Origin of the sequence: Levilactobacillus andaensis (genome assembly GCF_016861695.1) — a bacterium.
GTDB classification, from domain to species: Bacteria; Bacillota; Bacilli; order Lactobacillales; family Lactobacillaceae; genus Levilactobacillus; species Levilactobacillus andaensis.
In genome coordinates, this window is the sequence record NZ_BOLP01000004.1 from 101241 (window position 1) to 123165 (window position 21925).

The 21925-nt window shown below is 50.9% G+C and carries 15 protein-coding genes; 1 reads left to right on the forward strand and 14 read right to left on the reverse strand.

Annotation, left to right across the window (positions count from 1 at the left end; all coding sequences use genetic code 11):
- Positions 1 to 304: 304 nt before the first annotated feature.
- From rlmD to JUF10_RS03025, 11 genes are all read right to left on the reverse strand, one after another.
- On the reverse strand, positions 305 to 1672 hold the full coding sequence (gene rlmD, locus JUF10_RS02975; RefSeq protein ID WP_203640760.1) for a 23S rRNA (uracil(1939)-C(5))-methyltransferase RlmD: 1368 nt from the start codon (positions 1670 to 1672) through the stop codon (positions 305 to 307).
- Positions 1673 to 2034: 362 nt separating this feature from the next.
- Positions 2035 to 3048 carry a diacylglycerol kinase gene (locus JUF10_RS02980; RefSeq protein ID WP_203640761.1) on the reverse strand — a complete coding sequence of 338 codons (1014 nt, stop codon included), beginning with the start codon at positions 3046 to 3048 and terminating at the stop codon, positions 2035 to 2037.
- Between the two features lie 18 nt (positions 3049 to 3066).
- A complete protein-coding gene (gatB, locus tag JUF10_RS02985; RefSeq protein WP_203640762.1) occupies positions 3067 to 4488 on the reverse strand; it encodes an Asp-tRNA(Asn)/Glu-tRNA(Gln) amidotransferase subunit GatB in 1422 nt (473 codons plus the stop codon).
- Complete coding sequence (gene gatA, locus JUF10_RS02990) at positions 4488 to 5957, reverse strand: Asp-tRNA(Asn)/Glu-tRNA(Gln) amidotransferase subunit GatA (protein WP_203640763.1); 1470 nt, start codon at positions 5955 to 5957, stop codon at positions 4488 to 4490. Before gatA ends, gatB begins: the two co-directional genes overlap by 1 nt.
- A gap of 3 nt (positions 5958 to 5960) precedes the next feature.
- Positions 5961 to 6269 (reverse strand): Asp-tRNA(Asn)/Glu-tRNA(Gln) amidotransferase subunit GatC, encoded by a 309-nt coding sequence (gene gatC, locus JUF10_RS02995; protein ID WP_125688096.1) that lies wholly within the window; start codon positions 6267 to 6269, stop codon positions 5961 to 5963.
- A 447-nt stretch (positions 6270 to 6716) separates the two neighbouring features.
- A complete protein-coding gene (locus JUF10_RS03000; RefSeq protein WP_236008145.1) occupies positions 6717 to 7862 on the reverse strand; it encodes a CamS family sex pheromone protein in 1146 nt (381 codons plus the stop codon).
- A gap of 22 nt (positions 7863 to 7884) precedes the next feature.
- Positions 7885 to 9915 (reverse strand): NAD-dependent DNA ligase LigA, encoded by a 2031-nt coding sequence (ligA, locus tag JUF10_RS03005; RefSeq protein WP_203640765.1) that lies wholly within the window; start codon positions 9913 to 9915, stop codon positions 7885 to 7887.
- Positions 9916 to 9940: 25 nt separating this feature from the next.
- A complete protein-coding gene (gene pcrA / locus JUF10_RS03010) occupies positions 9941 to 12169 on the reverse strand; it encodes a DNA helicase PcrA (protein WP_373301277.1) in 2229 nt (742 codons plus the stop codon).
- A gap of 403 nt (positions 12170 to 12572) precedes the next feature.
- Positions 12573 to 13718 (reverse strand): ATP-grasp domain-containing protein, encoded by a 1146-nt coding sequence (locus JUF10_RS03015; protein WP_203640767.1) that lies wholly within the window; start codon positions 13716 to 13718, stop codon positions 12573 to 12575.
- Between the two features lie 110 nt (positions 13719 to 13828).
- On the reverse strand, positions 13829 to 14407 hold the full coding sequence (locus tag JUF10_RS03020; protein WP_203640768.1) for a xanthine phosphoribosyltransferase: 579 nt from the start codon (positions 14405 to 14407) through the stop codon (positions 13829 to 13831).
- Between the two features lie 573 nt (positions 14408 to 14980).
- Positions 14981 to 15889 carry a 1,4-dihydroxy-2-naphthoate polyprenyltransferase gene (locus tag JUF10_RS03025; RefSeq protein ID WP_203640769.1) on the reverse strand — a complete coding sequence of 303 codons (909 nt, stop codon included), beginning with the start codon at positions 15887 to 15889 and terminating at the stop codon, positions 14981 to 14983.
- Between the two features lie 112 nt (positions 15890 to 16001).
- Between JUF10_RS03025 and JUF10_RS03030 the strand changes: the two genes are divergently transcribed.
- Positions 16002 to 16979, forward strand: a complete 978-nt coding sequence (locus tag JUF10_RS03030) for a polyprenyl synthetase family protein (protein WP_203640770.1) — start codon at positions 16002 to 16004, stop codon at positions 16977 to 16979.
- A gap of 241 nt (positions 16980 to 17220) precedes the next feature.
- On the opposite strand, the gene JUF10_RS03035 is transcribed toward JUF10_RS03030, so the two are convergent.
- The 3 genes from JUF10_RS03035 to cydD form a co-directional block, all read right to left on the reverse strand.
- Positions 17221 to 17445, reverse strand: coding sequence for a hypothetical protein (locus JUF10_RS03035; RefSeq protein ID WP_203640771.1), 225 nt, complete (start codon positions 17443 to 17445; stop codon positions 17221 to 17223).
- 240 nt (positions 17446 to 17685) lie between these two features.
- Entirely contained in the window at positions 17686 to 19422 is a 1737-nt protein-coding gene (cydC, locus tag JUF10_RS03040) for a thiol reductant ABC exporter subunit CydC (RefSeq protein WP_203640772.1), read from the reverse strand.
- Entirely contained in the window at positions 19419 to 21152 is a 1734-nt protein-coding gene (cydD, locus tag JUF10_RS03045) for a thiol reductant ABC exporter subunit CydD (RefSeq protein ID WP_203640773.1), read from the reverse strand. The genes cydC and cydD overlap by 4 nt, the downstream gene beginning before the upstream one ends.
- Positions 21153 to 21925: the final 773 nt, after the last annotated feature.

Here is a 21925-nt window from a genome sequence, read left to right on the forward strand (position 1 = left end):
AAAAGATGCTTAAAACGTGCCTATTTCATTATCAACCATTTCAAACAATTTTGCTAGGGGGCGTTCCCATCCGCATCAATAGATGACAATTTCTAAACAAAAAAATGTAGATTAAAATAGAATCTTGTAAACTACAATTTGTCTAGGAAGGCAGTTTCCATCGGATTATACTATCCTTTTTAATTCAATTTTATATGTAAAAAATCGTAATAAAAAAACAGTCACCTTGGTTCAGATGACTGCTCACATTTTTGCTCATATAATGAACCGACAACCGAAAGAATCACTCTCGCGGTAAGTCGTCCTACTTCTTAACCAGTACCGTGACACTTTCCACGTGTGGCGTTTGTGGGAATTGGTCAACGGGTTGAATTGGGCCGTCGATAACGTAGCCCAGGTCTTGGAAGTGTTGCACGTCGCGAACCAGTGTAGCTGGGTTACAGCTAACGTAGACAACCTTCTTAGGCCCCATCTTAGCAGTGGATTCGATCAAGGTTTCAGCCAGGCCCTTACGTGGCGGATCAACCACCACGATGTCCGGCTTGACGCCCGCCGCTTGCCACTGGATCATTTGGTCTTCAGCCTTGTCCACGAAGAAGTCCACGTTGGTCAAATGGTTCTTCTGAGCGTTGACCTTGGCATCTTCAATGGCTTCGGGCACGATGTCGACCCCGTAAACCTGCTTGGCATGCTTAGCTAATGCCAATGAAATCGTCCCGATACCACAGTAAGCATCGATAACGGTCTCTTCACCAGTCAAGCCGGCCTTGTCGATAGCCATTTGGTACAGCTTTTCGGTTTGTTGTGGGTTAACTTGGTAGAAGGAACGCGCGGAAATGGCAAACGTTAAGCCCATCAACGTGTCTTCGATGGTTGGCTTCCCGTAAAGGACCCGGGTAACGTTCCCCATGATGACGTTGGTCTTCTTGGCGTTCACGTTTAACACGATACTTGTCACTTCTGGCAAAGCCTTATGAATCTGGTCAACCAGTTGCGCCTGACTTGGAATCTTTTGCGTCCGGCTGATGAGGACGATCATCATTTCGTGACTGTAGTAGCCCCGACGGACCATGATGTTCCGGAGAACACCCTTGTCACTGATTTCGTTGTAGGCTGGAATTTCAAATTGACGCAGCAAGTCGCGCACCTTGATGATGGCGGCATCGATGGCTGGATCTTGAATGTAGAAGTCGGTCAATGGAATCAAGTCATGGCTGTGCTGACGGTAGAAACCGGTCTCCAGTTGCCCTTTGATCATCCGAACGGGCACTTGCGCCTTGTTCCGGTATTGGGTTGGGTTTTCCATCCCTAAGGTTGGGGCCACCTCAACGTCTTGGTGCGCCTTGCTAAAGAGTTCCGCAATCTGATGTTGCTTGAACTTCAATTGCGCCGGGTAAGTCAAGTGTTGCAGAGAGGCAATCCCCGTTTGGCGGTACGTCTTGTCGACATCCTTGACCCGATCAGGTGATTCGCTCTTCCAAGCAATGGCGCGCGCAAAACCGTAGTTCTTAGCAACTTTGGTGACCTGAATCGTCAACTCTTCGCCAGGTAAGGCGTTTTCGATAAACAGTGGGAAGTCATCGACCTTAGCGACACCCATCCCCTGATAAGTCAGATCCATAATCGATACGTCGAGTTGTTCGTTTTTACTTACTGGTGCTTTAATTTTCATAGTAACCTCAATTTCTTTAATGCTTATTCTTTTTGTTCTAAGACAATATTTGACAACTTATTCTGAAATATCGACTCCGGCCACTGCAATCACCGGTCGAGCCAAATTTCACTGCACCTGCCATCATACATGGAAACGGGCGCCACGTCTACCACTGGAACCCGATAGCTGCGAAACTATGACCGGGTTAATAGATTTTCATCGTCATTAGTAACGGACTGAGTAACACGGTTAATTACCAATAACCGCGACCACCTATAATTTCCAAAGCCTTCACCACAGCGGTCGACCGCCAATAGAAACGGACTATCGTGGTGAAAGAAAGGGACTTTGCCGCCTGTTGTGCAAAAGTCCCTTCCGTCTTAATCTTCCTTTGTTTGATCCGTGTCCGGCAACTCTTCAACTTGCTTAACGAAATTTTGTTCCGCCTCAAGTAGCTCTGGAGATTCGCTGGTGACCGCGGAGTCTGGAATGGCATCCAGGTTGGCGTACATTTCGATGTGTTGCCGCAAGTTGCGGAACTTCATCGGTGCGTCACCACCGTATTCGCCATCCAGGTTGATCATCATCCGGTCTTCAACTGGCCGGGCAATGACCTTACTGGTCTTCTCGTAGATGATGTGCGAGTCGTTGATGTGTTTCCCACCGTTTAAGACCAAGCCCATCAGCCGTAAGATTTCTGGCATGCTGGCCGTCTTGACGATGATCATCGTGAACTTCCCGTCATCGAGCGCCGCATCCGGCACAATCTGTTCGAACCCCCCGATGGAATTGGTCAGCGCCAGCAAGAACATCGACGCCTTGCCGCGGAAATGACCGCCATCGTAAGTCAGGTCCATGTCGATTGGCTTAATCTGTGGCAGCAACTCGGCCCCCTTTAACAGGTAGGCCAAGTAACCAAAAATCGATTTCAAATTCGATGGGACGTCGTAGGTCAACTCGGTTAGGAGTCCCCCACCGGCGATGTTGATGAAGTAGGTATCACCTGCCTCACCAATATCCATCTTGATTGTCTGGTCCTTCAAGACCACCTTCGCTGCCGCCAACGGATCTTCGCGCGGAATGTGAAGCGCCCGGGCATAATCATTCGTGGTACCGGCCGGAATAATGGCCATCTTGGGACGATGAGGGAGTCCAGCAATACCGTTGACGACCTGGTTAATGGTCCCGTCGCCCCCAGCCGCCACGATGAGTTCGAAGCCAGCCTTAGCCGCCCGCGTTGCTTCATCGCGCGCCGAGTTTGGCGCCGGCGTTGTGGCGTAGGCACTCGTTTCGTACCCCGCCCGTTCAAACACCGCTAAAATATCGATCAGGTCCTTCTTCAACGCCTCGCGTCCTGAAGTTGGATTATAAATGACCCGTGCCCGTTTACGCATGATGTGCCTCCATTAATTCTATTGTTGCAACGCCGCCATCAACAACTTGTTGACAACTTGCGGGTTCGCTTGACCGTGCGTCTGCTTCATGATTTGACCGACTAAGAAACCAACTGCCCGCTTCTTCCCATTGTTAAAGTCCTCAATGGATTGTGGGTTGGCTGATAACACGTCGTCGATGATCGGTTGCAGCTTAGCAGGATCGGAAAGTTGAACCAGGCCATGTGCTTCCACGTAGGCCTTAGGTTCCTCACCATCCGTAATCGCCTTGAAGACCTTCTTGGCCATCTTGCTAGAAATGGTCCCATCGGAAATCAAATTGATCATGCCAGCCAAGTTAGCCGGTGTCAATTTCGTTGCTTGTAAGTCGACTTGTTTTTCGTTCAGGTAGGCGTTAACGTCCCCTTGCAGGTAGTTCGCCGCCATCTTTGGATCAGCCTTTAAGGCCACCGTGGCATCGAAGAAGTCAGACATTTCCTTGGTCTGGGTGATAACCATGGCATCATAGTCCGTCAAGCCAAGGTCGTTGACGTAACGTTCACGCCGCTTGGTTGGCATTTCTGGCATGGCATCGCCCAGTTCCTTGATCCAGTCATCACTGATGTTCAAGGCTGGTAAGTCTGGTTCTGGGAAGTAACGGTAGTCGTCAGCGCCGGCCTTGACCCGCATCAGGATGGTTTCGCCGGTCTTTTCATCAAAGCGCCGGGTTTCCTGTTGCACAGCCCCACCGGACATCAAGACCTGTTGTTGCCGTTGTTCTTCGTACTCCAACCCACGTTGCACGTAGTTAAAGGAGTTCAAGTTCTTCAGCTCAGTCTTGGTCCCAAACTTTTCTTGGCCCACAGGACGGACGGAAATGTTGACGTCGACCCGCATGGACCCTTCTTCCATCTTCACGTCGGAGATCCCGGTAAATTGGATTCGTTGACGTAAGGCTTCCAGGTAAGCATAAGCTTCGGCAGGTGAAGCGATGTCTGGCTTCGACACGATTTCAATCAACGGTGTCCCTTGCCGGTTCAAATCAACGTAGGAATAATCCCGTTCATGGGTGTTCTTCCCGGCATCTTCTTCGATATGCATTTCGGCGATCCCGATTTTCTTCTTCACACCATCCACGTCAATTTCGACCCAGCCATCGTGACCGATTGGCTTGTCGGATTGCGTGATTTGGTAGGCCTTCGGGTTATCCGGATAGAAGTAGTTCTTCCGGTCGAAGTGGGTGTGCTTTTCCACCGTGGCGTGTAAGGCCAGTGCGGCGATGATTCCGTCGGCAACGACCCCTTTGTTGGTGGTTGGCAGAACCCCTGGGTATCCCCAGTCGATTACGTTGGTGTTGGCGTTAGGGTCGGCCCCATAGGCAACTGGTGATGGGCTAAAGATCTTTGAATGGGTCTTTAACTCAATGTGGACTTCCAGCCCAATAGTCGTTTCAAAGTTCATTAGTTTTGGCCTCCTAACGTAGGTAATTGTAAATGAAAGTCAGTGTTTTGTTCGAAGGCGTAACCCGCTTTGTACAGCGTGCTTTCGTCAAACGGCCGGCCGATAAGTTGCATCCCGACTGGTAAATTGTTACTGAAGCCAGCAGGCAAGGATAAGCCTGGAAGGCCAGCTAAGTTGACAGGAATCGTCAAGACATCGTTCATGTACATCGTGATTGGATCCTTGATTTCGTCGCCAATCCCAAAGGCCGTAGTTGGCGCAACGGGACCCATGATAAAGTCGTGGTCCTTCAAGACCGCTTTAAAGTCGTTGATGATGACCGTACGAACCTTGGCAGCCTTTAAGAAGTAGGCGTCGTAGAACCCAGCCGATAAGGAGAAGGTCCCTAACATAATGCGCCGCTTAACTTCTTCGCCGAAGCCTTCGGAACGTGATTTCACGTAAACGTCTTCCAAGTTCTTCACGTCGTCTGCTCGGTAACCGTAACGAATCCCATCGAACCGTTGTAAGTTAGATGAGGCTTCGGAGGAACCGATGATGTAGTAGGCAGCGACCCCGTACTTGTTGTGCGGTAAGGAAACTTCATCGACCGTGGCACCTAACTTGCGATAAGTGTCAGCAGCGGCCAAGATAGCGGCTTTCACCCCATCATCGACCCCTTCGGCCAAGAATTCCTTAGGCAAACCAATTCGCAGGCCCTTAACGCTGGTTGCGTCATTCAGGTCGGCAGCAAAGTCAGGAACAGCTTGCGTGGAACTGGTCAAATCGTGGTCATCATGACCGGCAATGGCACTTAAAATCGTGGCATTGTCCTTCACGCTGCGCGTCATTGGCCCAATTTGATCGAGGCTAGATCCGAACGCGATTAAGCCCCAACGGGAAACCCGGCCGTAAGTTGGCTTGATCCCAACGATACCGTTGAAAGCAGCGGGTTGCCGAATGGAACCACCGGTATCGGAACCCAAAGCAACGGGCACTTGACCGGAAGCCACTGCGGCAGCGGAACCACCCGAAGAACCACCGGGAACCTTGGTTTGGTCCCAAGCGTTCTTGGTCGTCTTGAAGGCGGAGTTTTCCGTTGACCCACCCATGGCAAATTCATCCAGGTTGGTCTTCCCGATTGTGACCATCTGGGCGTTAGCTAACTTGCTAACGGCAGTAGCATCGTAGACGGGGTTAAAATTTTCTAAGATTTTTGAAGCGGCCGTGGTCTTTAAGTCCTTCGTGACCAAGTTGTCCTTCAAGGCAACTGGAATCCCAGCTAAAGGCTGGTCGGCGGCGATACCCTGTGCATCAATGGCATCCGCTTGCTTTAAAGCCGCGTCTTCATTTAAGGTTAAGAAAGCATCGATTTTAGGATCGGTGGCCTTGATATTGTCAAAAGTGGCCTGCGTCAATTCCTTGGCGCTGATCTTCTTCGCCACCAAATCGGCGTGGAGACTGGCGAGATCTTGTTTGAAGTAATTCATCTGTTAGTTATCCTCGCTTTCATCGATGATGGCCGGTACCTTGATAAAGCCCCGTGCTGCGTCCGGCGCGTTCTTTAATAACGCTGCACTTTGTCCCCAGTTATCGGCGACATCTTCACGCATCACGTTGAGTTGATCAGAAACGTTGCTGGTCACTTCGACACCATCAGTATCGACCTCACTCAGCGTTTCAAACATACCGATAATGTCATCTAGTTGGGGCGTAAACGCATCCAACTCGGCATCCGTAAATTCAAGTTTTGCCAGACCGGCAACGTGTTGAACTTGTTCTCGATTAATTCGATTAGCCATCAATTATCCCTCTTTCTGATTTATCCGCATTCACCGTTTATCCCGGACTCAGTCGAGAATAAACATACATTGCTATTTTACCATATATCTGGCTTGCGCCAAAGATTCTGTTGGCAAATTATGGCGGTGATACCGGCAAAACTAGTTGCAAAGTAACGAATCGGCTAAACATTATCTGTTAAATTTCATTTAGCTAGCCGGGTTACGCCCCGTCGAATTGGCTTTCGCCTGCGGCAACGGGTTGCATCCCCCTCATTTCGGTGATTAGAATCTGTATCATACCAAACCAGTCTAGCAAATAGCAACTCACAGCCCATGATTGGCGACCTATAATCATCATTATCTAAAAAAGACTAGGCCGCCCGCCTTGCTAAAAGCGCAGCGAGCAACCTAGTCTAATTTATATTGAGCACGTAACTACCAGTAACCATTGTGGCTCTAGTCGGTTTAGTAACTATTAAAGACGTGACTCGAGAACTTCTTGTCGCCAGTGCTACGTGAAAGGAAGCTCTGAACACCGTCCGTAGAAGATACGGTGATGTCGATTGGTACCCCAGATGGCAAGTACTTTTGTGCCGCAGTTTGTAGGTACTGCGTAAAGCTAATGATTTCCGTTTGACTGTAGAATTGCGTCTGAATATTAACGTGCATCCCGGTCAAATTCTTACCGTTGTAATGAGCCTGAGCCGTGACACCACTCAGGTTCGGGAAGAAGTTTTGAACTTGCGTCTTGAAGTTGGTAAAGGACGTTTCATCGTTACTGTTTGGACTGCTTGACCCACTCTCGATTGGGAAGACGTAGTTCTTTTCATCCAAGGCCTTCCAGCTCGACACACTCGTGGCTCCTGCCTTATTCTCGGAATAAGCGATGAAGTCGCCACCGACCAGGCTATCGTTAGAAGCCTGACGGTAAATGGCAATCGTGATCGGCACGTTCTTCAAGGCTGACTTCTTGCGTAGCCGTTGGAGAACTGTATTGGCTGCCTTCTTGGCGTAAGCCTCACCAGTCGCTTTATCGATCTTCGTTTCAAAGGTGGCCCCGTATTGGGTCTTCTTGTAGTAATCCACTGAGTTCACGGCGATACCGATTGTCACGCCGCCCAAGGTCAGCTTATTGTTCTTTTGGATCATGTAGTCCTGTTCTTCCAGGGCTTGAATGTAAATGGGATTTCGCTTGGTTGCGGAAGTTGAGCCGTTGCTGACGGGGTTTAACCCGGTCGCATTCGACTTACTCTTCCGGTCTAACCAGTTCTGCACCGTGTTGGCACTCAAATACTGACCTTCTTGGAAGACGTACTTCTTCGTCGAATACATCTTCTTAGAGACGTTCAACATCCCATTTTCAAAGCTCTTCAGGTTATACGTGTTCCCTGAATCCTGGCTGTTGGTGACCCCACGCGATTTACTCGTCTGGTAGTGGCCACTCTTAATGACCCCTTCATAATCACCATCGCTGCTCTGACCAGTCAACTCGGTAGTTCCATTCTTACTGTTCCCAGAACTTCCAGACATACTGGAACTACTTAAATTGCCACATGCGGCCAAAAAGAGCGGTACCGCAGCTAACGCAATAAAGGTTCGTAACCGTTTCACGACTTGTTTCCTCCTAAAGTCATCATTTCGTTTCGTCCATAGCGGCTTGCAGCTGCGCTTCATTCCAAATTGGAACGTTGAGCGACTGGGCCTTGGTCAGTTTGCTACCGGCGGCTTCGCCCGCAATCAACAGGTCCGTCTTCTTTGAGACGCTTCCCGTGACCGTAGCTCCGTGTCGTTCCAACCATTCGGTGGCCTCTGGACGCGTCAGCTCTTGCAGCTTTCCCGTCAGAACTACCCGTTGACCAGCAAACTGGCCCTCGCCATCACTAGCTGGAACCTCCCCGGTAAACGTCAAATTGACGCCCACCTCGCGGAGCTCGGCAATCAGTTGTTGGACTTGGTCACTGGCAAAGTAGGTCACGACACTGTCGGCAATGATGCCGCCCACCGTATCAATGGCAGAGATGCTTTCGCTATCGGCGGCCATTAAATGATCGATATCGCCAAACTCAGCGGCAATCGACCGGGCTGCCTTGGCGCCCACGTGACGAATCCCTAAACCAAATAACAAACGTTCTAATGAATTATTGCGACTATTATCAATGGCTGTCAAGAGGTTTTGGGCCGACTTCTCCCCAAATTTATCTAAAGTTAATAATTGGTCGGTCGTTAGGTGGTACAAACTAGCCACGTCATCGACCAATTTACGGTCAAACAACTGGCTCACAATCTGTGGCCCTAACCCGGCAATATTCATGGCATTTCGGGAGGCAAAGTGATTCATCCCCTCGGCCAGCTGCGCAGGACACCGCGGATTGATACAACGCAACGCGACCTCTTCATCCAAATGGACCAATTCGGCGCCACAGGACGGACAATGTGTTGGTACCGGATACGGTTGCGCATCCGCCGGGCGTTTAGCCGCAACAAATTGCGAGATCTCGGGGATGATGTCCCCCGCCTTATGCAGCAACACGGTGTCGCCAAGTCGAATATCCTTAGCTTCCAAATAATCTGGGTTGTGGAGGGAGGCGCGAGCAACCGTGCTCCCAGCCAGAGCAACGGGGTCCATCACGGCCGTTGGCGTCACGATACCCGTACGGCCGACCGTCCATTCGATGTCACGAACGACCGTTTCGACCTCTTCAGGGGGAAACTTGTAGGCAATCGCCCACCGTGGCACCTTGACCGTGGCGCCAATCGACCGTTGTAAGGGTAGCGAATTAGCTTTAATGACGATTCCGTCGATCCCATAGGACAAGTCGGAACGTTTTCCCTGATACTGATCAATGTAAGCCGCCACGGCGTCCATATTGTGTGCTACCTGATAGGTCGCGTTCGTGGTGAACCCCAGCTCGGCCAACTCATCTAGCAATCCACTCTGGGTCCGCGTGTTCAACGGCTCGTAGTCGGCAATGTTATACATAAACGTTGCCAACTGACGATCAGCGGTAACCTGCGTGTCGAGCTGGCGTAAGCTCCCGGCCGCAGCGTTTCGGGGATTGGCAAACGGCGCCTTCCCAGCAGCCTCTCGCCGTTCATTCAACGCCAGGAAAGCGGCCTTAGGCATGTAGCATTCGCCTCGCACATCAATGGTCAACGGTCGACTCAACGTTTGCGGAATTGATTTAATCGTCTTCAAATTGGCGGTAATATCTTCCCCAATTTGGCCGTTACCCCGAGTAGACCCTTGTACAAATTCGCCATTTTCATACCGCAACGAAATGGCTAAACCGTCGATTTTAAGCTCGCAGTTATAATCGAAGTCATCGTCAACATTCGACCGTAAGCGTTCATCAAATTCTTTGAGTTCGTCAATGGAAAAAACATCGCCTAACGACAGCATGGGGATGTCGTGAGTGACCTTTGGCAAGTCACCACGGGTACTCCCCCCCACGCGTTGTGTCGGCGAATCCGGCGTCACAATAGCGGGAAAGGCCGTTTCCAGCGCAACCAAGCGCGCATAGACGCGGTCATACACATCGTCTTCAACGGCCGGGGCATCGGCATCATAGTATTGTTGCCCCCACTGCAAAAGTTGGGGACGCAAGTCGGCTGCTTCAGTAGCGGCCTGTTCTTCAGTTAAAGCATCAATGGGTTGATCAGTCATTTTCTTCCTCCCACGTTAACTTTCTTTATTCAACACGTTTGATCGGTGCAAAGGCGGCTAACAACCGCTTAACACCTTGTTCTGGAAAGGCAATGTCTAATTCGGCGTCTTCACCGGTACCGTTGACCTTGACCACCGTACCAACGCCCCACTTCTTGTGACTGGCCTTATCGCCAACATTCCAGCTGACCTTTTCAGCACCAGTGCCAGTGGGTTCGCTGACCCGCCCGGTCTTGCCATGGTATGGATTCGCCACAGCGCTGGCCGTCCGCCGTGCAAATGGCACGTCGCGCCGACTTGGTGTCAATCCGGACTTGGTTTCACTGTAATCTAAGTGCAGTAACTCTGGATCAATTTCGGTCACAAATCGAGATTGTGGGTTGGCTTGACGCCGACCGTACAACATCCGGGAGTAAGCATTGGTCAGGTAAAGCTTGGTCTGGGCACGCGTGATTCCTACGTAGGCCAACCGGCGTTCTTCTTCGAGTTCGTCGTCTTCCAGCATGGCTCGTGACAACGGGAAGATTCCCTCTTCCAAGCCCATCAAGAAGATAACGGGGAACTCCAACCCCTTGGCGGCATGCAACGTCATCAAGGTTACTTCAGATGGCTCCTCTTCAACGTCATCCTGTGCGGAAACCAAGGCCAAGTCAGCTAAGAATTCGACCAACCGGTTGTCCTGGTCCTCGTCGTGGTCAGTATTGTCCCAATCACTATCAAACTTTTGCGTCACGGACAAGAATTCCTCGATGTTTTCGATTCGTGTCTCGGCCTCGAGGTTCTTGGACGCCTTCAGAGCAGCCATGTAGCCGGTCTGATCCAGCAGTTCATTGGTAATATCGGAAACACTCATCGTTGCCGCCTTATCCTGCACAGCCTTCAACGTCATCCCGAATTTTTCCATGGCGTTTCGTATCCGGGCACCCAGATTCGTGGCCAACGCAATGTTCTGCGTGGCTTCCAGCTCGGTCCAGCCGTTAAAGTCCGCAAAATCGCGCAACTTTTCAATGCTGGTAGCCCCGATGCCCCGTTTAGGTTCGTTGATGATCCGTTCCAGGCTCATGGAGTCGGCTGGATTGGCAATCAACGTCAGGTAAGCCAAGACGTCGCGAATTTCCTTACGATCGTAGAACTTGTGGCCCCCGACCATGGTGTAAGGAATGTTGGCCTTAACCAGGGTTTCTTCAATCACCCGCGATTGGGCGTTGGTCCGGTAAAGGATGGCAAAGTCACCATAGTCGTGATGGTTCTTTTGGTTCTCCTCTTGAATCTTAGCTACTACGTAATGGGCCTCATCGTTTTCGTTTTGCCCACGATAATAGGAAATCTTTTCACCGTCAGGATTTTCCGTCCAGAGGTCCTTCTTCTTCCGGTTCACGTTCTTTTGAATCACATCGTTGGCGGCCTTCAAAATAGTCTTGGTTGACCGATAGTTCTGTTCCAACAACGTCACGTGCGCGTTAGGATAGTCGTGCTCAAAGTTTAGGATATTTTCCATGTTGGCACCCCGCCAACCATAGATACTTTGGTCCCCATCCCCAACAACACAGAGATTGCCATGCTTCTTTGCTAACAAGTTAACCAAAGTGTACTGTGCATCGTTGGTATCTTGGTATTCGTCAACGTGAATGTACTGAAACTTTTCTTGGTAATAGCCCAGTACCTCTTTGTCCTGATTGAACAGCTTGATGGTCAACATGATCAGGTCATCAAAATCCATCGCTTGATTGGCCAATAGTTCCCGTTGGTAGCTGTCGTAAACGTCGGCAACCGTTGTTTCAAAGGGATTGCCAGCGGCTTCTTTCATCATCGCTGGCGTCTGTAAGGCGTTCTTCGCGTTAGAAATTGCACCCAAAACGGAACGGGGATCGAACTTCTTCACGTCTAAATTCTGCTGTTGCAAGACCCGTTTGACCAGCGTCCGTTGCTCGCCGGGATCGGCAATGGTGAAGGCCCGGTTGTAGCCCAGCTTATCCGCGTCTCGCCGTAAAATACGGACACATAAAGCATGGAATGTGGAGACCCAGACATCGTTACCGTCAGGCCCCAATAATTTAATGACCCGCTCACGCATTTCCTTAGCGGCCTTGTTCGTAAATGTAATGGCCAAAATCCGCCACGGCATCACGTTATTATGTTCGATCAAGTAGGCGACCCGGTGCGTTAACACTCGGGTCTTCCCACTACCGGCACCTGCCAGCACCAGCAGCGGTCCCTCGGTCTGAAGGACGGCCTCCGTTTGTTTATCGTTCATGCCAGTTAACAATTCTTCTCCTGCCACCCTGAACACAATCCTCTCTGTAATTAGTCTTGAATAGTATACCAAAAAAACATACGTTCTGCTGAGACTCCGGTCGATATTTTAAAATTTTACGTGGTGTTCGCCTGCAGCATTGTCGCTCGCAGGCCGCTTGTCATCTGGACGCCCGCTACTGCTGGATTGGCCAGATAAATAAGTCGTCAACGGATTCTATTTACGCATCTACGCATTTACGCATTTACGCATTTACGCATTTACGCATTAAGCTTAACAAATACCCGTCCAAAATACGATAAACATTCTGATATTCCACCGCTTAAAAGCCACATAAAGGGCGCTGTAGAAGGACTCTCACTTGAGAATTCTACAGCGCCCAGTGTTTCGTACTTTATTTAACTTATTCTGCGTTATCCGCGTTTTCCGACCAGATGCCGGTGTCGTCAAGCTGATCCAAAATCGGCTTCACTGACGGCCCCTGAACGGCGATGTGCCCCATCGTCTCGTTGTCTTGCTGGTGACGCAGGTGATAGAAGTTGAAGTGCCAGTTGGCCTTCAATTGCCACTGCGTCCGCATGGCGTTCAACTGACCGGCGGTAAATGAAGCCGTCACGGCTGGCGTCAAAATCTGCGGTTCAGCCAACGGCAAGCCAGCAATGGCCCGCAAGTGTTCGGAGAACTCATCGACCGTTGCGGCGGCTGCGAAGACGTAACCCGTTTCACTAGGTGCCGGTACGATTTTTTTCACGTAAATCGCCCCACTACTAGTCAAGTAGAAGGATACCTCGAAAACACCCACGTAGCTGACGTTCTTAGCGACTTCACTGGCCACCCGATGGATTTCACCGGCAACGGCGTCATCGACCTGTGCGGGCACCCAAGTGCGGATAGGCCGGTCGTCAACGGACTGGACCTCCGTAATTGGAAATGCCTGCTGATTGCCGTCTTGATCCCGTGCCACGAGAATCGAATACTCGCGATCATAGGCAACTTGAGATTCGAGAATGTACGTCCCCCAGTCTAACAAACCGGCGGCCTTCGCGATATCCGTTTGAGTCTTGATGACCAGTTCACGGCCGTGTGACCATTCCTTTTGAATGGGCTTTAACACACACGGGTAGCCAATAGAATTGACGGACTGGTAGACGTCATCGAGGTTGATGATGGTGGCATAGGGCGCAATATTCACGTTGAGTTGTTCGAAGAAAGCCCGCTCCAACAGCCGGTCTTGCATCATTTCCAACATGTCACTGCCCTGCGGAATCCGGGTAAACTGCGCCAAAAATTTGATGACATCGGTGCTGACCCGATCCGAGTCGTACACGATAGCCGCACAGCTCTCAGCAAAATGCTGCAGTTTATCGCGGTCCTTCGCTGAACCAACTGCCTTGAAATCGGCCAATTGTAGCGCTTCGCTCGTTTCATCCGCGCCGTACGCCCCAACGCGCAGCCCCATCTTCCGGGCCGTTGTCACTAACATTGCGGCGTTGGCACTGCTACCAACCACCCCAATCGTATCTCCAGGATATAAGACCGTGTTCGCCAATTTTACTCCCTACTTTCTCGCTTAAAGTTTAATAATCTTTCCGTTAAACACTGCAATGGTTTACTACTTTCATTTTAAAGTCTTGGCAATAATTAAACAAGTCTAGCATTTTATTTATCAGTAGCGAAGATCACCTGGCCATCTTCAAATGACGCAATGCTGGCCAACGCTTCGAGTTGAATACCAGCGTCTTCGACCATTTTATGACCCTTTTGGAATCGTTTCTCGATGACGACCCCCACACCGGCCACCTTGATATTAGCGGTGGCCGCGATGTCTAGGAGTCCTTGCACGGCCTGGCCGTTGGCTAAGAAGTCATCGATGATCAACACTTTTTCTTCCGGCTCCAGGAAACGCCGGTCGATAGAAATATCGTTGTTGACCTGTTTGGTATAGGAATAAACCTTCGCCGTGTATAAGTTATCGGTCAACGTCAAACTCTTGTGCTTCCGCGCGAAAATCACGGGCACTCCCATGTGCAGCCCCGCCATGACGGCCGGTGCAATGCCGGATGATTCCACCGTCAAAATTTTAGTGATGCCGGCATCCTTAAACCGCCGCGCAAATTCGGCGCCCAATTCGTCCATCAATTGTGGATCAATCTGGTGGTTCAAAAAGTTATCGACCTTAAGGACGTTGCCGGGAAGCACAGTCCCGTCTTGACGAATCCGATCCTCTAATAGTTTCATTGCAAACGAACCTCCATCTTTGATTCACCTGCCATGTGGTACTTAGCTTTCGCCTTACCGGGCGGTGAGAAATGAGCTGGAACGCTGTGAACACGATTTTGAGCCCAAAGAACAGGTCTCAAAACTCGGTTCTGCCTAACCGAAGTAGACCACTTCGCTAAGGCAGTGCCACGGCTGAGCTCATTTCTCACCGCCCTCACGGCTGACACTGGTTCGTACCAACGCCACCAAATCCCAACTAGTAGTCCGTTCATTTACCAGACAACTTTAGCAATTATGACCGACAATCTTCGCCGGAGGAGGCCAAACATGTAGGCCCGTGTCGGTGGCGTTAGTCGGGGAATTTTCCCGGCTTACGCCACGGGACGTCTTTGGAGACTCGCGGTCTTAGCGCGGCTTCAAAGCGAGGTCAAAGACCGCTTCACAGGCTTTGACCGGTCCCCACCGGCTGGAATGTTTGGCAATCGCAAGCGACCGGTAAGGCGAAAACCAACGACAAAGCAGGTGTTTCTTTTTATTGTACCTGACTGAACCTTAAAAACACAACGGGAAGCCATCGACATTTACGAATGCTTAACCCCACCACAAGCCGAGAGCCTCAGCAACCACCGTGGTCAACGCGAGAATCCCCAAGCTGCGAACGGCGAGAATGAACGTTTCCTTTTTGACCTGAACACGAAATAAACCTTGCACATTGCGGTAAATCAGTGGGATACTCAGCAGGGCCAGTAACGACCAGCGCGGCAAGTCACCGATAGCCACACTGACGATCAGTGACAGGTAACCAAGCACGTAGAAACTGGCAAATAACCAGAGGGCCCCTCGTTTGCCCAAATAATAGACGATGGTCTTGCGATTTAAATCAAGGTCTTCCTTGGCGTCACAGATATTATTGGCCAGCAGTAAGGCGGCAATTGCGGCAATCGCGATTCCAGACGCTAGTAATACCCGCGCCATTAACAAACCGGTGAACTGATTTGTTTGATATAGGTTCAGGTAAACGGTAATTAGCATGATCATGTAGCCCATGGTGAAGCCGGCGAAAAATTCCCCGGTTGGCGTGCCCGATAACGGCTTGGGGCCGCCAGCGTAAAGATAGCCAACTAAAAAACAGAACATCCCCATGATCAGTAGCGGCCAACCGGTCACCCAGACTAAATACAACCCGATGACGCCGGCTACCGCTGCCATGCTTACCATCAACGCAAAGATCCGGTGAACGGCCAAGTGGTTGACCCCAATAATATTGGTGTTTTTCTTCCACTCCGCGGCCTGATTACCGGCTTTCGTGTAATCCTGGTAGTTGTCGTTGATGTCGACGGCCATGTTAAATAGAAGCATCGCCACGAAGAATAGAATGGTCACTCCCCAGTTGATGTGTTGAAAGTTGGCTTGGACGAAGATCAGGCCGAGTAAAAATGGCCAGACCGACGCGATTTTTGCTTTAATTTCTACTAATTCGAGAAAGATTTGAACAGTCATAAGCGTCCCCTTTAAAAGAATTTCTAAACCGATGATAACCTTTATTTGACAACGTTTCCATATATCGGTAACATAAAATTTATCGTATACGGACATACTAGTGAGGTGCAAAATGGATCGACAACTTTGGCGGCAATTTCCCCAGGTAGAACCGCAATTAAATGCGTTACAAAACTACTTAACGGCAGCGATTCAGTTGGATAACCAGCCCATCCACAATAAAATATTAGCGCTCTTAAACTCCGGCGGCAAGCTCCTGCGCCCTGGATATTTTTACTTATTTAGTGAGTTCGGCGACCAGGCAACTCCGGAACAACTCCAAGCGGGCGCGGCGGCCTTGGAAATTCTTCACGTGGGCACCCTGATCCACGACGATGTGATCGACGAGTCATCCACACGCCGCGGTGTGCGGACGATTCAGATGAAGTATGGCCAGCGTAATGCCATTTATGCCGGCGACTTCATGTTCACCGTTTACTTCAATCAGGTGCTAAAGTCTACGGCTGACCGCGATTTGGTTCAGAATCACGTCGATTCCATGCACCAGATTCTCTGGGGAGAACTCCAGCAAATGAATCTCAACTATCGAGAGAATACGACGCTAGACGAGTACCTCGCTGAAATCTCGGGTAAGACAGCCGAACTGTTCGCCCTCAGCTGTTATCAAGGAGCGATGGTGGCCGGTGCCCCACAGACCGTCTCTGACTTAACCCGGGAAATTGGCCTGGCGATTGGTCGGGCCTACCAGATGCTTGATGACATTCTGGACTACGCCGGTGATCCCCAAAAGACCAAGAAACCTATTCTGGAAGACCTGCGCTCCGGCGTATACTCCCTGCCCCTCCTCCTAGCGATTCCCAAGGCGCCCCACGATTTCCATCGCCTATTGAAGAAACAACACGAGATGACCACCGATGATATTCAGGCCGTCCAAGCGCTGGTGACCCAGCATGACGGTGTCGGTGCGGCCAGAAAACTCGCAACGGAATGGACAGACAAGGCCCTGACCAACATCGCCCAATTACCAGCTGGCACAACGCGTGATGATTTGACTAAATTAACCACGATGCTCCTGCGCCGTGATCACTAAGTTAATCAATTAGCGGGTAACACGATTGGCGGACAGTTTGATTGCCTTTCCGTCGCGTAACAGATATGATGAGAGTTGAAAAAGGATGCTAACATATTGACACCGTTTCAACCGCACCAATAGCACTTACGGAGTCTACCCGTAAGTGCTATTTTTATCGCCTAATTCATATATAGATTCTAATCGACATATTAAAAGGGACCGCCATTCATACCGGTAGTCCCCTGTTTAATCCACTATATTACAAGCCATAACCTTCGAACATAGCAATATCGCTCACCACGTCATCAATCGTTTGATGTTGGCTTTCTTGATTCACAAAATCTGTATACCAACTATTAATTGTCTTAGCATACTTGGAAGATAGTTGCTTCGCCTCAGCCAACGAACAATTGAGTTTGATAACCAACAATTTCTCTATCTCATTTAAAGTTCTCCGATCGGCTGTTTTAAGATTTTTTTGCATAACTACTACCTCCTGTTAGCCATCATATCATAGTCACATAGGCGTCCATAGCAAATTGACGGTATTACAGGATTGGCTTGAAAACACCTAAACTAGTGAATCGCTTTGCTTTCTATTTCACCCCAAATTTGATTTCTCTAAAGACAAGTAGCCCCATAACCAATCACCCAAACAAAAGGAAGGCCAACGCCATTCACTCAGCGTTGACCTTCCTTTTCAACTATAGCATTTCTCTAATCCCTACCGACCACGGTCCAAGTCATACAACGACCGGAACCGCGCATTGTCACGGTACAACTCGTCTGGCGTCCCTTGCATATCGAAGTGGCCGTCCTCAATGAAGCGGACCTGGTCGACATGATTGATGCCCGCCAGGTGGTGCGTGACCCAGATAATTGTCTTATCATGCAACACGCTAAAGACCGTATCCAGCAAGTGTTGTTCGGTAATCGGGTCCAGACTGACCGTGGGTTCGTCCAGGATGATAATTGGCGCATCCTGCAACAGAATCCGTGCCAGTGACAACCGCTGCCGTTCCCCACCGGAGAAGCGGCTCCCGGCCTCTTTGACCTGCGTGTTGTACCCTTCCGGCAAGCTCGCAATCAGGTCGTCCAGTTCAACGGCCTTGATGGCAGCGCGGACCTCGTCGTCCGTAGCGTTTAAATTACCCAGCCGAACGTTATTCATGACTGTCGTGTTGAACAGGTAGGGTTGCTGGTCGAGCACGCCAAAGAGTTGCGCGCGTTGATCCTGTAACCGCGCGATGGACTCGCCATTTAACGTGACGCTCCCACTCGACGGCCGTTCATCGCCTAAGATCAATTTCAGCAGCGTGCTCTTCCCGGTACCACTTGGGCCCAGTAAGGCCAGCTTTTCGCCCGGATGTAGCGTCAGCGACAAGTCGTCAATGACCTGCCGTTGCGCGCCATCATAGGTAAATTGGACGTGGTCGAGTTTCAGCTCCTCCAGCGCACCAATTTCCGTCTGGGCAACTTTGACCGGCTCGTTCTCGTCCAGCGCGTTGACCCGTTGGATTGAATCGCGATAGACCGGCCATTCGCTGACCCCCTGACTCATTTCAGAAAAGGGTTCGACCGTTGGAAATAGGGCCAGGCCGAACGCGGCGACCCAGTTGGCTTCGGCCTGGTTGTGAGTGAACATGACGCCGGCCCACCAGACCAGGAAAATCACCGCCGCACCAAAGACGAATTGGATGGCAAAGTTACGCCACCACTGAAAATGGTGGTCGGCACGCCGGAGCGAGGCAATCTCGTCGATGGGCGCATCCTGTTGTTCCAAAAAATCATGGCGCCGACCGGAAATCAGCCAATCACCCAACCCCAAGACGGCGTCAGTCAACTGCGTGTAGAACTGCCGTTGAACCTGCCGCGCCTGAAATTCCCGCCGACCGTTAACGGCCACGGAAAGCAGCGGCATCACAATAACGATGACCCCCAGCAGTAACAGCATCAATAGGCCAAATGGCCAGCTAAAGTAGCCGATACCAATGACCACGAACAGGTACAGCAACCAGCCAATGACCAGTGGGAAAACGGTTCGTAAGTATAAATTTTCAATGTGGTCGATATCCTCGGCTAAAATACTGAGGACATCCCCCGTCTGGTGCGTCTGGCGAATCGCAACCGCTTGCTTTTCAACGGCCTGGTAAAGTCGCTTACGGAAGTCGGAAACGATGCGCAGCACCCAGTTATGGCTGGTCAGCCGTTCCGCGTAGCGAAAAGCCGGCCGGCCAATCCCGAAGGCTCGCGCCAAGACGATGGGCACATAAATCATCAAGATGTTGTAGGGATGCGTGGCCGCCCGACTGATCAGGTAACCGGAGTTAAACATCAGCGCCGCCCCACAGAAGTACGTCATAAACCCTAGGAACAGCACCAGCGCCAGCAATTTCCGGTAGCGCCGCAGGTAGGGCATGACCCAGTGATCGTTCTTAAATGTCGCAAAGAACCCTTTCATTTGACCGTCGCCCCTTCCATTTCTGACCGCAACCGGACGTAAGCCCCGTTGTGCTGTTGTAACTCGGCTGGTGTCCCCTGTTCGACGATTTTGCCGTGGTCCATGACCAAGATGTAATCCATCTCGTTCATCCAGTGGAGCCGGTGGGTCGCGAAGAAGACCAGATGGTGGTCAAAGACCGGTAACATGGTCTGTTTCAACTCGACCTCGGTCTCGATGTCCAAATGAGCGGTCGGTTCATCGAAGAGTAAGATTCGCCGCGAGTCGTCCAGAAAGGCCCGTGCCAACGCGATCCGTTGCGCTTGGCCCCCACTGACACCCCGCGCGCCTTCCCCAATTGGCGTGTCTAAGCCATCAGGCAACGTGGCGATCCAATCGGTCAACCCCGCCTTCGCCGCCGCGGCGTTGACCGCAGCATCGTCGGCGTCCGGTGAATAGAACGCCAGGTTGTCCCGTAGGCTCGCGTGGAACAGGTATGGCGCCTGCGGAATGTAAACGAAACTGCGTTGCCAAGTCTTTTGGTCGAGGTGAGGCACCTGCGTTCCGCGCACGTTGATGTCACCAGCCTGGGGACTTAAGAAGCCGCCCAGTGTGTTGATCAATGTTGATTTCCCGGACCCAGACGCCCCAATGATGCCGACCTTCTGGAAACCGTGCACATCAAAGCTAATGTCTTGTAACGTGGTGTCATCGGCGCTGTAACCAACGTTCACGTGGTTAAATTTAAGCGCATCATCGGCCTGCCAAACGGGGTCGCGGTCGGGTAATAACTCCCGGTCGCTAGGCGTCTCACGCTGCAAGACATCCAGCACGGCCGTCAGCGCGTTTTTCCCATTCAGGGTGGCGTGATAGTCGTTGGCAAAATTTCTGATTGGTGCAAAATAGTCTGGTGCCAGCGTCAAAATGACCAGTGCCGGTAGCAGTTGAATTGTACTGTTCATCAGACCAAAGCCCAAGAAGACGGCAATAATCGCAATGGACAGTGTAGTGAAGAAGTCGAGCGCAAAGGTCGAGGTCATGGCAATCGTCAACGTCGCCATGGTCTTCTTACGGTAGTCTTCGCTGACATGGTAGACATTGTCGGCATAGGTCTCGTTTAGCCCCAACTGTTTCAGTGTTGGCAACCCACGCAGCGTGTCCACAAAGTGATTGGACAGCCGCTGGTAGCCGGCATACTGTTTATCGGCCTTGGCTTGGGCGGCCAGACCGAGGATAATCATGAAGAAAATGATCAGTGGGTAGATGGCAAGCAGAAATAGCGCTTCTTTCCACTGAATAACGGCAATGTAAATCAAGATCAGCCACGGCGTGATCGACAGGTCGAGCACCTTCCCGATGATCATCATCAGATAAGTCTGAATCTTGTCGATACCTTCCAGGCCCATGGTGACCACGTTCCCGGTTCCCTTCTCCGCCACGACACTGGGGCCGAGGTCAAAGAGTTTCGCCATGAATTGCTTCCGTAGCGTCTTGGTCGTTTTTTCGACAAACGGATACAGGAGCCAATCCTTTAAGATGGTTAACAAATGGCGGCCCAAAAAGGTGACTGCAAAGACCGCCAACGGGGCCACGATGGTCCCAATTGGCTGTTGTTTCCACAGGTGGACGATGGCCGTAGACAGGTACTGGGCTTGCAGAATAATCATAATGGCTTGAATCACAGTCAGTACCGCCATCATGGCCGCCGCCGGTTTCACCCCGGGAAACTTAAACACACGTTGATCGATCAAATCCAAACGCCCCCTCAAAGATTAGGTACAAATTGGTTCTAAATGGTCGCGCTCCGGCTGCCAGGGATTCCGCCTGCTGTGGGGACGCTTCAGGCTGGAAGAACACCAGTCTTCTCGCTCGCTTTTAAGCCGTGAAAATCACACGTCTTAAAAGTCGCCCATAGTGGTAGCTTACAGCTACCACGATTACCACGGCTGGCTACATCCCTGGCCTCCTTCGGCTTAGACTGAGCTTTGACGCAACAAGCGTTGAATACATGAGACATACGCCATTTCATAGCAACTCTACCGCATAGTTTAACGTTGCTATCGGCTTATTGCAGGCTAAGAATTCCCATATACATCCACTACTAGCCTCAGCACAACCAATTTAACTTGCGACCTCAAGCACCCAAGTCACAAACGAAACGAATAACCCTATGTAACCGCAATACATACAGTAATGATACTGCTTTCATGCCCGCATTTCGAGTAATCGGCCCCGCTGTATTGCGGTAACGAAACAGGCGCCATGTCCACCATCCCCGGTCGATCCGGTACGGCTTCCATGGCGTCTGCCAATTTAATCAGGAAGAATGGAAATCACAGTTCAGGCGTCCACCATCGACTGTAGGTAATGATGGACATCTGTATCCTATGCAGGCAGGATTACTGACACTCACCTACAACATTGTTATCACTAAATCAAAACACTGTGCCGCCCGCAGAATCGTAGGCTGGCAGGCACGGAGCCCCGTGCGTGGGTTCTCAGACCGAGCGAATTTCTCAGCCTT